This is a genomic window from Bartonella sp. MU37NMGALS (assembly GCF_042194015.1).
GTDB lineage: Bacteria > Pseudomonadota > Alphaproteobacteria > Rhizobiales > Rhizobiaceae > Bartonella > Bartonella grahamii.
In genome coordinates this window covers 96,152-110,572 of sequence record NZ_JBHIML010000005.1, presented here as the reverse complement: position 1 = coordinate 110,572, position 14,421 = coordinate 96,152, and the positions used below count along the sequence as shown (strand labels likewise).

The window sequence follows — 14,421 nt, the reverse complement described above, 5'->3', positions numbered from 1 at the left end:
TAAAAATTTTATACGATTAATTGAATAGTTTATATTACTTTATTCAAGGAGATTTTTCATGACAGTTTTTGTCGTTGACAAAAATCAATTAGATGTACGTCGTCGTCGATTGATTTTTCGTGCATGGCATCGCGGTATTCGTGAAATGGATTTCATTTTTGGACATTATGTCGATGCCCATATTACTGGAATGAATGATAAAACACTCTCTGAACTTGAGTATATTATGTCTTTTGATGATCGTGATTTACTCACATGGATTACTGGAGAAATTTCGCCACCCTCTGAAGTTGATAGTCCACTTTTTCGTGATATTGCCAATTATCGTACTTGCTTAAGTTATTAATCCCGATGCCTATATTTAAAAAAATTGTTATTCCCAAAAATAATTCTGTTCGTATGATTTTAGATGGAGTTATTGATGGATTTGAAGCCTTTGCGCTTGCGAAATTAAGTTCAGAAATTGCACAAGGTAAACCGCTCATCTATGTTGTCCGCGACGGAACAAAAATTGTTCATTTACAACAAGTTTTAAATTTTATTGAGCCCAATTTACCCATACTTCAATTTCCTGCATGGGATTGTTTGCCTTATGATCGTGTGTCACCAGGAATTTCTGTTATGGCACGTCGATTATCAGCATTGGCACACATAGCAAATTTACGTAAAGATCCGCATCCTGCAATTATATTAACAACAGCAAATGCGATTATGCAAAAGTTACCTCCTCGTGAAATGATAGAAGCTCAGCTTATTCACGCACGTGTTGGCCAGCGCAATAACATGGGAAATCTTATTCAGTTTTTAGAAACCAATGGTTTTGAACGCGTTACGGTTGTCCGTGATGTTGGTGAGTTTGCTGTAAGAGGAGGAATACTTGATATCTTTTCTCCCATGGATGTTGAACCTTTACGTCTTGATTTTTTTGGAGATACCCTAGAAAGTATCCGCATATTTGATCCAGAAAATCAAAGGACAACAGGCCAAAAAACTGAACTTTTATTACAGGCAATGAGTGAGGTTGTTCTCACACCAGAACGCATAAGCCGTTTTAAGAGCAATTATACCCGTACATTTGGCGTATCACAAAAAAATAACATGCTTTATGAAGCAATTGCTCAAGGCCGGCGTTTTGCCGGTATGGAACATTGGCTTCCATTTTTTTATGAAAACCTTGATAGTTTTTTTGACCATTGTGGCAACTTACCGATCGTTTTTGAGCATCTTATAGAGGAAGTCTTCGTTGAGCGCTATCGTCTTATTAAAGACTATTATAACGCGCGCAAAGAGCGCGAAAATGATGAAAAAAATTCTACTTCTTATCATCCAATAGATCCTAGTCTTTTTTATTTAACGCCAGAGCGTGTTTTGAAAGATGTACAACAATCTTCACAGCGTATTGATTTTTCGCCTTTTAATATTCCACAAAGTCTAGAACAAACTGTTATTCACACCAATGTTAAACAGGGATATGATTTTGTAAAAGAGCGTAATGCGCAGGAAAAAAATGTTTTTTCAAGTGTTATTGATCATATCGCATCTTTACGCACTGCTGGTAAAAAAGTGCTTTTAGCGTGTTGGAGTGAAGGATCTCTCAATCGTTTGCTACAAGTTCTTGACGAGCATGGATTGAAAAAAATAGATGTTGTAAAATCCTTGCAAACTGTCAAAGCAACCCCACGAGATCGCATATTAGCAGCTGTTATCATGATAGAACATGGTTTTGAGGCTGAAGATTTAGCTATTATAGCAGAGCAAGATATCCTTGGCGATCGTTTTATAAGATCACCAAAGCGGCGTAAGAATAATACAAATTTTATTTCTGAAATTTCTGCTTTAAATTCTGGTGATATTATTGTGCATATCGACCACGGTATTGGCCAATTTGTTGGTCTTAAAACCATCAAAACCACTGGAATTTTACGAGATTGCCTTGAAATTAGATATGCTGGAGGTGATTTACTCTTTTTACCTGTTGAAAATATTGAGCTTCTCTCACGTTATGGCTCAGAAGGAACAGAGGTAACTTTAGATAAATTAGGGGGTGTTGCTTGGCAAGCACGTAAAGCTCGGCTTAAAAAACATTTATTGGAAATGGCAGGGCAATTAATTCGTATAGCTGCAGAACGTATAACTCGTGCTGCGCCTGCTTTACTTCCACCAGTTGGACCATTTGATGAGTTTGTTGCTTGCTTTCCCTATGAAGAAACGGAAGATCAAATGAATGCAATTGATGCTGTTTTAGACGATTTAGCCTCAGGAAAGCCTATGGATCGCTTGATATGCGGTGATGTTGGTTTTGGAAAAACCGAAGTAGCCATTCGAAGTGCTTTTGTCGCAGCATTAAATGGATATCAGGTTGCTGTTGTTGTACCGACAACTTTGCTTTCACGTCAACATTACAAGACATTTATTTCGCGGTTTCAAGGATTACCGGTTAAAATTGGACATGCTTCAAGGCTTGTAAAAGCAAAAGAACTTGCACAAGTAAAAAAAGGTGTTTCAGATGGTACAATCGATATTGTCATTGGAACCCATGCATTATTAAGTGGTGCAGTTAATTTTTTACGGTTAGGCCTTCTCATCATTGATGAGGAGCAGCATTTTGGTGTCAAACACAAAGAGCGTTTAAAAGAGCTTAAAAGTGATATTCATGTTCTCACACTTTCAGCAACTCCCATACCACGCACTTTAGGGTTAGCATTATCGGGTGTACGTGAACTTTCATTGATAACAACGCCCCCCATTGATAGAATGGCCGTTCGTACTTTTATTTCACCCTTTGATGCACTTGTTATACGAGAGACCCTGCTTCGAGAATATTATCGTGGCGGACAAAGTTTCTATATTTGTCCTCGTATTTCTGATCTGACTTTTGTAGAAGAATATCTCAAAACACATGTGCCAGAACTGAAATTCGTTGTGGCTCATGGACAAATGCCGGCTGGACAACTTGATGATATCATGAATGCATTTTATGATGGGCAATATGATGTGCTGGTCTCAACAACCATTATCGAATCTGGTCTTGATATTCCAACAGCCAATACCCTAATTGTGCATCGCGCTGAGATGTTTGGTCTTTCTGCACTCTATCAGTTACGAGGGAGGGTAGGGCGCTCAAAACAACGTGCTTATGCACTCTTTACATTTCCTGCTGGTAAAGTTTTAACAGCTGCTGCTGATCGTCGTCTTAAAGTTTTACAATCTCTTGACACCTTGGGGGCTGGTTTTCAATTGGCAAGCCATGACATGGATATCCGTGGTTCAGGCAATTTTTTAGGTGAAGAGCAATCGGGGCATATTAAAGAAGTTGGATTTGAACTCTATCAAAAAATGCTTGAAGAAGCTGTTGCTGAATTAAAAGATGGAGAGCTAAATGAAGATAAGCAATGGTCTCCTCAAATTTCACTTGGTACAACAGTGATGATACCAGAAAGTTTCGTGCCTGACTTGCCATTACGTATGGGGCTTTATCGTCGTTTAACAGAACTTGATGATTTAGAACAAATTGATGAATTTGCAGCGGAGTTAATTGATCGCTTTGGTCCTTTACCGCTTGAAGTTCAACACCTTCTTAAAGTCTTCTATATCAAAACATTATGTCGAAAAGCGCATGTAGAAAAATTGGATACTGGACCAAAGGGGATTGTTATACAGTTTCGCAATAATTATTTTGCAAATAGTATTGCTCTTGTTCAGTGGGTTGGAAAACAAGGTTCGATGGCAAAAATTCGACCAGATCAAAGTATCGCTCTTATTCGAGATTGGTCCACAGCGGATGAAAGGCTTGTTGGAGCAGCGAATATTATGACACAGCTTGTCGAAATGGCAGAACAATATTCTGGTTAAAAAATTTCTTTGTTGTTTTAGAATTTTTACTCATTTTTATAAAAATGAATTTATAATAAAGGAACTCCTTATATATTGATTTTGAGTTTTTGTACAATACGTATTGATATAGTGAAGAAAATAGATTAGATGGCGTAACTGCAATGAATAGCACTTGCATACAATAAGCTTCTGTAAATTTTGTAAAAAACAAAAATTTGGGTAAAGATAGCATGCTTTCTTCATTACAAAAGTTGCTAACAATAGTTTTTTTATTACTCACTTTGATGCACGGCGTAAAAAACGCTCACGCTGAGTTGTTTTCTGAGGAACAATACCAACATTTAAAAGACAAAAGAAAGAATATTAAAGAGAGCATACAATTTATTGAAGAAAGTATATCTCATTTAGATATTTGGGAAAAAAATATTTCTAAAGCAGAATACTATAAGCGTTTGCAGGAACAGAATAAGTTATACAAAAAACTGAAAACTATGAAGGATGAATATTATAATCTTGGTTCGAAATTACAAGATCTATTTGAAAACAAACAAAAAATTATCTCTAGAATACATATAGCGAGAGAGTACGAAGTAGGGGAGTATGAGGAAAAGTTGATTAAAACAAAAGACTATTTAAAAAAACTCAAATGTTTAATGAATGGGAAATGAATGAGAAAAGTGGAGGTGATGATGAGATAATGAAAAATTATCTCATGTTTATTATTGCTTGCAACACGTTAGCGGATATATTGCAGAGTGATATAGGCGCTATTTTGCGCAAAGATTTTGATTGGAAAGATAAAGATTTTAGTTGGGCAAAAGACGCAAACCATTCAATAAGTCCTAGTTTAGTCAGGGATATTAAAGAATTACTAACAGATGGCTCTTATAGTTATGAAAAACAAATATTTGACGATATAAAAAACAGTCTTACAGGAGATAATTGGTTTGTGAAAAATGCACCTGTGTTTTGCAGAACCATTAAGGAAGTGCATAATATAATGCTTCCAAACAAGAAAAAGAATATCATAGATCGTATGCGTTCTCATGTTGAAGAATTATTCAATTAAAAAGTATTGTTTGATTTATGTAGAAATGTGTTAAAAATAGAAAAATACTTAATTTTCTTAAAAGTGTAGTTTAGACACTTCATGAAAAATTATGCTATAAGGGTAGCAAATTAAAAATTAATTCAGATAAATTAAGATGGTATACTGAACAATAGTTAAAATAGGTTAGTGATAATATATTTTTAATTTTTTGAATTATTATTTATAATAAAATAATTTTATACATATAAGATATTACTATTATTATTATATAAGATACATATTAAGTAATAATCTTATATATCTTTTTTATGATTTCTTTTTATGCTTGTTTTTTGTGTTTGTATATTTTTATCTGATTAATTATTTTAATAACGATACATCTCATATCATAAATCATATTTCGTTAATACAATAAGAAAGATATTTCACTGTTTTATATAGGAAAACAAAATGATATTTTGAATTCATTTTTGCTTAAAATTTAAATCATTGACGATTTGTGTCTTTGATGTTGTGAAAGATGAAAAAAATTATAGGAATTTATCATTTTAGCAAATTCTTTTATTTGAGAAATAACTTAAAATAAATTGATAAAAGCTATATTTTTTATTCACGTTATAAAGCTGAGAGATAATATTTGTACAGAGCTGTAATATATAAATGTTTAATATATGAGCATAAATTTATTATGGCTTTGGGCACGTAAGATGATTCATAGAGGGTATTTTTATTCCTTTATTCAGTAGTTTTATCTATAAAACTAACTCCTCTTGTGATATGCAAGTGGATAAATTTTATTGTTTCAATATAAGAGAAGTTTGCGCTATTAGGATCTTTCATACAATATAGAAAAAAGATAAATTATTATTATAAATTAATATGTTATTATATTTTAAGGAAGTTTATTATAAATAAAATATTTTCAGCAGTTATAGATTTTTTCTCTAAGAAAATGTGTTGTTTAATTAAGAAAAAAGCACTTCTTTAGTAGCTTATTTTTAAACTAAACTTTTTAGTTAAAAGCTATGGAATATAAAGTTTTTATTACAAAAGCGTATCACCATTGTTTTGTAAACAAGGGCAGAAAATTGTCCATTACCAAAAAGTTCTCTACAATTATGCAGAAATTTTAGACAATCAGTGGTTTTAATTCATCAAATGTTTCAATAATACCATAAATGATTTCGCTTTTGTGTATCACACGAAGCACATAACGAAAACAGTAAAATTTATCTGATATTTCGGAGCTCCATGCATTGCAACACCTATTGCTAAGGCTTCACGGCTTAATATAAAGAGTAATCAATGTAAAAAGTTTAATTAGTAAGACTTTTAGAGTAGCATGGGAGTTTATTTTAATTAATATTGCAATATTGATTCGTTTGTGTAATCTTGGTTCAAATACACAGAGGTGTTTTATGGATAGATTGCATCAAACACCAATGTGATGAAGAGGGGAATTATATGGGTGTATAAAATTAGAATAGATCGCCGTATTTTTTCTTTGAATTTGACTTTTTTATATATATTGAAGTAAAATTAATTATTATTTCATTATAATTTAATAAATTTAAGTTGGAATTATATTTAATATTTTTTGAAGTTACTTAAGAGCGCGTTGAAAGGATTAACTTAATCATGTCGCATAAAAATGTTTATTCTGCTGTTTCAGTATTAGTTGGAGCCGCTGCCCTTTTTCTTATAGCTGGTATTTCTGCAAATGCGCAAACTTTATCACAAGGTTGGTACAAAGTTTGCAGTAAGCAGCATGATGTTGATATTTGTAATACAATGAATACTGTATTATCAAATACGGGACAACCTTTAACGGCTTTTAATCTTGTTGAAATAAAAGGGAAGCAAAATGAAAAACGTATAGGTATTCAAGTGCCTACAGGTCGTTTTTTGCCAGAGGGTGTTCACATTAAAATTGGTGACGACTTCTCTAAAAAAATTCCTTATATTATTTGTAATGGACCAAGTTGTATTGCCAATGATGTCTTGGATGATAAGCTTATAGCTGCTATGAAAAGTGGTACAAAAATGGTTGTAACCACAGTTAATTTCCGTGGTTCAGCTAATCCTATTGAATTTTCTCTTAATGGGTTTACAGCGGCCTATACCGGTCCTGGTATGGAGGAAAAAGATTTCCAACAAGAACAAATAAAGATGCAGCAAGCTATTCAATCAAAGCAAAAAGAAATTGAAGATCGTATGCGGGCTGAGCAAGAAAAAGCAAAACAAAAGTGATAAACCCACGCCATAGAATTGGTTGAAACGTCTTCTATAATTATTTATTTAAACCGCCACAGAAAACTGCGGCGGTTTTTTTAATCTTTAATTTTTCGAAAGAATTCTGCGTTTCCACCAACCAATACGTTCAGTTTTGGAAGAATCATTAGGCGTTGATGAAATAACAACGGGTTGATTAATTGTTTCTTCAATTTGGGAAGGAGAGGTTTCGACAACTTCCTCCATCTCGATTATAGTTTCTTTCTCTAATATTTTTTGTATTTGTTCTGTCTCTTTAGAAGATGTTTTTTTACGTGTTCCACGTGTTGATTTTTTACTCTTTTCAAGAGTTTTATCTTCTATCGCATGAACAGATTGGTCTGCTTTTTTTGTTTTAGTTTTACGTACTGAACTAGTTTTAGGTTTTTCTTCAAGAGATTTTTGTTCTGCGTCATTTTGATCATTCTCTAAAGAAAGTTGATTTTCTACTACTTTTGAAGAACGTGCTTTACGTTTTTTAGGTTTAATACTTGTATCAATTTTTTTAGACTCACCCTGTTGTTGTATATCTAGAGCTTGTGTATTACCTTTTGTTTCTTCAAGTTCAAAAGATTTAGCAGATAAAACACGATGTTTGCGATGTGCTGCTTTAATTTCTACTAGAGCCTGCTGAGCAAAATCTCCCACTGGTTCTGCGTAAGGAACGCGAATCTGATGAAAACTATTATCTTGATTGCGTCGACCACCACGACGTCCTCGACGACGTCCTCGACGATAAGAATCATCATTCAAGGTATCTTCTTTTTTATGAACATCGGAGAGAGAATGATCAGTAATTTCACTGTGACGATTTTTGCGCCGACGTTTTTGGTTTGTTTCAATGGGAGAAGGATTTTCAATAGATTCACTTTTTATGAAAACAGAATCTTCAATTTCTTGCTTATTAACATCTTCCAATGAAGATCGAGAAATGCTCTCTGCTATTGAGCCCTTAGAAATAACAAGATGTTGCGTTCCAATACTATCATCTGCTTCAATACTAATATTAAGCTTAAAGCGAGTTTCTAAATTAACAAGAATGTTGCGTTTATGATTTAATACATAAAGCGCTGTTGCTACGGGTGTGCGCACGATAATATTATATTGCGAATTATGAAGAAGATATTCTTCAATTGAGCGCATGACATGTAATGCAATTGATGATTCAGAACGTATATTTCCTGTTCCTGCGCAATGCGGGCAGGGCTGTGTTGTACTTTCTAAAACCGATATGCGAATACGTTGACGACTCATTTCTAAAAGGCCGAAGTGTGAAATATGACCTACTTGAATACGAGCACGATCATTTTTTAAACAATCTTTTAATTTTTTTTCGATCAGCTTTACATTGCGTTCTTCAAGCATATCAATAAAATCAATCACAATTAAACCAGCAAGGTCACGCAAGCGTAATTGACGCGCTACTTCTTCAGCAGCTTCAAGGTTAGTTTGTAAAGCTGTCTTTTCGACAGAGAATTCTTTCGTAGAGCGGCCAGAATTCACGTCAATAGCAACGAGTGCTTCTGTTTGATTAATAACAAGATAACCACCAGATTTTAAAGAAACCTGTGGTTGCAACATTTTATCAAGTTGAATTTCAATATTATTTCTTGCAAAAATGGGTGTAGGATCACGGTAAGGTTGCACAACTTTTGCATGACTTGGCATGAGCATACGCATAAAGTCTTTCGCTTCACGATATCCTTGCTCTCCAGAGACAAGAATTTCACTAATATTCTTATTGTAAAGATCTCGTATAGAACGCTTGATGAGATTACTTTCTTCATGGACAAGGCATGGCGCCGTTGACTCGAGTGTCAAAGTGCGAATAGTATCCCATAACCGCATAAGATATTCATAATCACGTTTAATTTCAGCTTTTGTTCTATTGGCACCAGCCGTTCGTAAGATAACGCCCATACCTTTTGGAACGGCTAATTCTTTTACGATTTCTTTAAGACGCTTACGGTCTTGTACGTTCGTAATTTTTCGTGAAATACCACCACCACGTGCTGTGTTGGGCATTAGAACAGAATAACGACCTGCTAAAGACAAATATGTTGTAAGGGCAGCACCTTTATTACCACGCTCTTCTTTGATGACTTGTACCAACAAAATTTGACGTCGTTTAATGACTTCTTGAATTTTGTACTGGCGCCCTTGTTTTCTTTGATAAATTGGGAGCTCTTCACGGATGTCCTCAGCACCAACCATTTCGATCTCATCATAAGAGATATCGGTATTTAATGCTTCTTCTGTATTATCAATTATTGTTGATTCAGATGTGATATCATTTTCAATATCGGCTGCTATGACATTGTTTTTTCCATTTTTTTTTGTTCTTCTGGAGCGTTTTTTATTTTTAGTTGCTTCTTCCGTAAAGGAATCTACAGAATTTTCTCCTACAGCTGCTTTTTCCTCTTCTTCAAGAAGAGCAAGGCGATCAGCAATAGGAATTTGATAATAATCAGGATGAATTTCAGAAAATGTTAAAAAACCATGTCGGTTTCCACCATATTCAACAAAAGCTGCTTGGAGAGACGGTTCTACACGCGTAATACGTGCGAGATAAATATTCCCCTTGAGCTGTTTTCTATGTTCTGATTCAAAATCAAGTTCTTCAATTTTGTTGCCGTGAACAACAACAACACGTGTTTCCTCCGGATGGGAGGCATCTATAAGCATTTTGTTTGACATAAGCTAATATCCTGAAGGCGACATGCACAATTTTATTCAAACGAACGCTATAACTATTCGTAAATATAAAAGGCTGTCTGCCATAAAAGGGAGATACCAGAAAAACAAGACGGAACACCACGTGCAAAGGCATGACTGCATTTACACCATTTCTCATCATTATCTCCATCTGTTTTTTATGACTCATATTTCTTAAAAGTCTCCGGTAAAATAATCTTTAAAACAGTTCGGATATCCGAACCAACGAATCTTAAGTAATGCAATCCTAATGTTATAACATAGAATTTTTTCATCCATAAACAAAGTCTCAATGCATAATAGGCAAAAAACCTCTAAAGACAACTTAATATGAGTTACAGATAATTTAGATGACTATTATCAGCTAGGAAGCATAAATATTCTTTTATGTTGATATCATGCGTTTGGCAAGTAACAATGTAAATCATGTATAATGATAATGTCTTTAATGACCTTAATTTCGTTTTTGGGTGTTTATTTAGCTTTTATTGAAAAATAGAGAATAAACTGGTGTATCGTTTTTATATAACCAAGATAAATTATTACAAATGTAATGTAGAGTATTTTGCTTATGATAAGAGTTTTCTTTACCAAAAAGCTGAAAATAGCCTATGGGGATCTTATTGTGCCCGTCACATATTTTTTATTATGTTTTTTGCTATTCCAAACTAGTGTTCAAGCCGCAGATCCTCTGAAACTTATTAATTTTCGAACCATTGGCGATAGTGTTCATACGCGTATTATTGCGGTTCTCAATTCAAAACCAAATGTTCGTTTACAGATTTTGGACAGGCCTGCACGTTTGGTTATCAATTTACCTACAATTGACTTTTCGATGCAAAATACGCCTTTAAAGAAACAGAATACATTATCTGTTATGCTTTCAGATGTGCGTTATGCTTTTTCTGACATACAGACTTCACGCATTATTTTGACAAGTAAAACGGCTTTTATGGTTGAAAGAAGTGTCGTAAAAAAATTAAATAATGGTTTATGGCAGTTGCTGATTGATATTCGCAAAAGTACACCAGAAAAATTTGATGAAATATTAAAAAAACAGCAAAAAGCCAATTTTGATACAAAAACACAGTTAATGCCAGCATATAATTTCCGTGTTGTTCTTGATCCTGGTCATGGTGGTATTGATGGTGGTGCACGGGGTGTTACTGGAATTTTAGAAAAAGATGTGACTTTAGACTTTGCGCGTGCATTGCGAGACGAATTACAAAAGGATTCTCATATTACTGTTGCTTTAACGCGAGATTCCAATATTTTTTTAAGATTAAGTGAAAGAGTTAAAAAAGCGCAAGAGTTCGATGCTGATCTTTTTATATCTATTCACGCGGATACGATTGATCTACATTCTCTTCGCGGTGCCACAGTTTATACCATATCAGACAAAGCCTCTGATGCCATTGCAAAATCTTTAGCTGAAAATGAAAATAAAGTTGATTTGCTTGATGGTTTGCCTGCAGATGAAATGCTCGAAGTTACAGATATTTTGATGGATCTTACACGACGTGAAACACATACATTTTCGGTTAATTTTGCAAATAGTGTTATTTCAAGTTTATCAAAGAATCATATTAACTTGATTAATAACCCACATCGGTATGCTAATTTTCAAGTTTTAAGAGCTTCAGATATACCCTCCGTCCTGATAGAGATAGGTTATTTATCCAATAAAGAGGACGAAAAGTTATTAAATGATCCTCATTGGAGAAAACAAATGGCAGCCTCTATCGCTCATTCTATTCGTCAATTTGCTGATTATAGGCAGAAAATGGTACAGCCTCTTTAAATTTGTAAAAAAATAGAGTATCAGTACGAGTTTGTAGTGTATTCTAGTATAAATAAAAGATAGAAAACAATTTCTCTTGATCTCAATCTTGTGGTGATATCCATGTGATGTGGTTTAAATAACGTATTTTTTCTTTGATTAATTCTTAAGAAAGCGATAGCCATTTTTATGATGATTTTTTTAAGATATTTTCTTCGTTTTTTTGTTGCTATTGGACTTTGTGGAGCAATAACGTGGGGTGTTATGACGAGTAGTCAAGCAAATGCACTGCCTGATTATGAAGTTCTTTCACTTTATGAGCCGCCGGTAATGACCCGCGTCCATGCTTCTGATGGCCGTCTTATGGCAGAGTTTGCAACAAAACATCGCCTCTATTTACCAATTCAATCAATACCAAAGCTTGTTATAAATGCTTTTATTTCGGCTGAAGACAAAAACTTTTATCATCATTTTGGTTTAGATCCCGAAGGACTTTCTCGAGCTTTGATCAATAATATTCGTAATATTGGTTCTGGAAGACGTCCAGAGGGTGCATCAACTATAACCCAACAAGTCGCTAAAAACTTTCTTTTAAGTTCAGAAACAACGTTAGAGCGTAAATTTAAGGAAGCTATTTTAGCAATGCGTATTGAGAAAACTTATTCAAAGGATCATATTCTCGAACTTTATCTCAATGAAATTTATCTGGGTCGTGGTACTTATGGTATAGCAGCTGCTTCTCTGACCTATTTCAATAAATCCGTCAATGATCTGACGCTAGAACAATGTGCTTATTTAGCTGCTCTTCCAAAAGGACCAGCAAATTATGATCCATTTAAGAATACACAACGTGCTATTGATCGGCGCAATTGGGTTATAGATCGGATGATTGCAAATGGATATGTAACGCGTGAACAAGGTGAAAAAGCGAAAGCTAAACCTTTAGGAGCGACAATACGTGGGAGTGATAGCTATGTTTTTGCGGCTGATTATTTTACTGAAGAAGTGCGACGTCGTTTAATACATCGCTATGGGGCTAAGACACTTTATGAAGGTGGGCTTTCCATTCGTACAACGCTTGATCCGCATTTGCAACTTATTGCGCGACGTGCTTTGCACGCTGGATTAATTAAATTTGATCATTTGCAAGGATGGCGTGGAGCTTATGCGCATATCGATGAAAAAGGTGATTGGGGGATAGAACTTGCAAATATCACGGGGCTTAGTGATGTTCCTGAATGGCGTTTAGCTGTTGTTCTTTCTACTAATCCCAATAAAGTAGAGATTGGTTTACAGCCACAGCGTGAAGCTTCGGGTATATTATCAAAAAAACGGGAAATTGCTGTTTTATCTGAATCTGATTCAAAATGGGCCCTCCATGTTGTAAAAGAAAACGGTTATCGAAAAACTGTTCAGAACTTATCTCATGTTCTGCAAGTTGGAGATGTGATTTTTGTTGAAAAACTATCCAATGCAAACAACACTTATCGTTTACAACAAATTCCAAAGGTTGAAGGTGCGATTGTTGCTATGGAACCTCATACAGGGCGCGTTCTTGCTATGGTGGGAGGATTTTCTTTTGCTGCATCTGAATTCAATCGTGCAACCCAAGCTTATCGCCAACCGGGGTCTGCTTTTAAGCCTTTTGTTTATGCAGCAGCCCTTGATAACGGGTATACACCAGCATCTGTTGTTTTAGATGGCCCCATTGAAGTTCGTCAATATAATGGTGAAGTTTGGCAACCCAAAAATTATGGTGGTACCTTTGCAGGACCTTCAACGTTGCGTTATGGTATTGAGCGTTCTCGTAATCTTATGACAATACGGCTTGCCAATGATATGGGAATGCCTCTTGTCGCTGAATATGCAGAACGCTTTGGTATAGTGGACAAATTGCAGCCTTATCTTCCTATGGCTTTAGGGGCTGGTGAAACAACAGTATTACGAATGGTTACAGCTTATTCAGTTATTGCCAATGGGGGACGCTCTATTAAGCCTTCTCTGATAGACAGAATTCAAGATCGTTATGGAAAGACAATTTATCGTCATGATGATCGTATTTGTGAAAATTGTAATACGCCTTCATGGAATAATCAACGTGAACCCACATTGATTGATGAAAGAGATCAAGTTCTTGACCCTATGACGGCTTATCAAATTACCTCGATGATGGAAGGGGTTGTTCAGCGTGGTACTGCAGCACGTTTACGTTATCTTAATCGACATATTGCGGCTAAAACAGGAACAACCAATGACTCTAAGGATGTCTGGTTTATGGGATTTACTCCTGACATTGTCGTTGGTATTTTTGTCGGTTATGATCAACCAGCTCCGTTAGGATATAATGGAACAGGAAGTTCATTAGCTGCACCTATTTTTGGTGATTTTATGGCAGATGCTCTTAAAGGAAAGCCAGATGTTCCCTTTAAGATGCCAAAGGGCATGATTTTAATGCCAATTAATCGGAAAACAGGAATGCTTGCCGAAAGAGGAGATCAAGATGTTATTATAGAAGCATTTAAACCAGGGACTGGTCCTGCTGATATATATCAAGTTATTGGGAGTACAAATTCTTTTCAAGAAGGTGTTCCTGCAATAACTACTTCTCCACAAGTCAATAAAGCCCTTGAAAGTGGGACAGGTGGGCTGTATTAATCAACAAAATCTCCTTTCGCCATGAGTCTATAGTTTTTATTTTTTTGCAGTGTCGGTCCTGTAAATAGAATGATAAGTCCGTGCTATTTCCTCACAGCAGCTATCAGATTTGTAT

Annotated in this window: 8 protein-coding genes; 7 read left to right on the top strand and 1 reads right to left on the bottom strand. The window is 35.0% G+C overall.

Features of this window, described 5'->3' with window-relative positions:
* The first annotated feature begins 58 nt into the window (after positions 1-58).
* The 5 genes from ACFIJP_RS04640 (at position 59) to ACFIJP_RS04620 (ending at position 7,135) form a co-directional block, all read left to right on the top strand.
* Complete coding sequence (locus ACFIJP_RS04640) at positions 59-346, top strand: succinate dehydrogenase assembly factor 2 (RefSeq protein ID WP_375625894.1); 288 nt, start codon at positions 59-61, stop codon at positions 344-346.
* A gap of 5 nt (positions 347-351) precedes the next feature.
* On the top strand, positions 352-3,852 hold the full coding sequence (gene mfd / locus ACFIJP_RS04635) for a transcription-repair coupling factor (RefSeq protein ID WP_375625892.1): 3,501 nt from the start codon (positions 352-354) through the stop codon (positions 3,850-3,852).
* Positions 3,853-4,049: 197 nt separating this feature from the next.
* Positions 4,050-4,502, top strand: a complete 453-nt coding sequence (locus ACFIJP_RS04630) for a hypothetical protein (RefSeq protein WP_375625891.1) — start codon at positions 4,050-4,052, stop codon at positions 4,500-4,502.
* Positions 4,499-4,903 (top strand): hypothetical protein, encoded by a 405-nt coding sequence (locus ACFIJP_RS04625; protein WP_375625889.1) that lies wholly within the window; start codon positions 4,499-4,501, stop codon positions 4,901-4,903. Before ACFIJP_RS04630 ends, ACFIJP_RS04625 begins: the two co-directional genes overlap by 4 nt.
* A gap of 1,620 nt (positions 4,904-6,523) precedes the next feature.
* Entirely contained in the window at positions 6,524-7,135 is a 612-nt protein-coding gene (locus ACFIJP_RS04620) for an invasion associated locus B family protein (RefSeq protein WP_015856370.1), read from the top strand.
* Positions 7,136-7,222: 87 nt separating this feature from the next.
* Here the strand turns inward: ACFIJP_RS04620 and ACFIJP_RS04615 are convergent, their stop codons facing one another.
* Complete coding sequence (locus tag ACFIJP_RS04615; RefSeq protein WP_375625887.1) at positions 7,223-9,853, bottom strand: Rne/Rng family ribonuclease; 2,631 nt, start codon at positions 9,851-9,853, stop codon at positions 7,223-7,225.
* A 589-nt stretch (positions 9,854-10,442) separates the two neighbouring features.
* Between ACFIJP_RS04615 and ACFIJP_RS04610 the strand changes: the two genes are divergently transcribed.
* Both ACFIJP_RS04610 and ACFIJP_RS04605 read left to right on the top strand, forming a co-directional pair.
* Positions 10,443-11,672: an N-acetylmuramoyl-L-alanine amidase gene (locus tag ACFIJP_RS04610; protein ID WP_375625885.1), complete on the top strand. Its 1,230-nt coding sequence runs from the start codon at positions 10,443-10,445 to the stop codon at positions 11,670-11,672.
* Positions 11,673-11,840: 168 nt separating this feature from the next.
* Positions 11,841-14,306 carry a penicillin-binding protein 1A gene (locus ACFIJP_RS04605; RefSeq protein WP_375625883.1) on the top strand — a complete coding sequence of 822 codons (2,466 nt, stop codon included), beginning with the start codon at positions 11,841-11,843 and terminating at the stop codon, positions 14,304-14,306.
* The last annotated feature ends 115 nt before the right edge of the window (positions 14,307-14,421 follow it).

What these genes read in the sequence shown, in the direction of transcription:
- ACFIJP_RS04640 (WP_375625894.1), top strand. Translation starts at nt 59, where the DNA reads ATGACAGTTTTTGTCGTTGACAAAAATCAATTAGATGTACGTCGTCGT.
- mfd (WP_375625892.1), top strand. Translation starts at nt 352, where the DNA reads ATGCCTATATTTAAAAAAATTGTTATTCCCAAAAATAATTCTGTTCGT.
- ACFIJP_RS04625 (WP_375625889.1), top strand. Translation starts at nt 4,499, where the DNA reads ATGAATGAGAAAAGTGGAGGTGATGATGAGATAATGAAAAATTATCTC.
- ACFIJP_RS04620 (WP_015856370.1), top strand. Translation starts at nt 6,524, where the DNA reads ATGTCGCATAAAAATGTTTATTCTGCTGTTTCAGTATTAGTTGGAGCC.
- ACFIJP_RS04615 (WP_375625887.1), bottom strand. Translation starts at nt 9,853, where the DNA reads ATGTCAAACAAAATGCTTATAGATGCCTCCCATCCGGAGGAAACACGT.
- ACFIJP_RS04610 (WP_375625885.1), top strand. Translation starts at nt 10,443, where the DNA reads ATGATAAGAGTTTTCTTTACCAAAAAGCTGAAAATAGCCTATGGGGAT.
- ACFIJP_RS04605 (WP_375625883.1), top strand. Translation starts at nt 11,841, where the DNA reads ATGATGATTTTTTTAAGATATTTTCTTCGTTTTTTTGTTGCTATTGGA.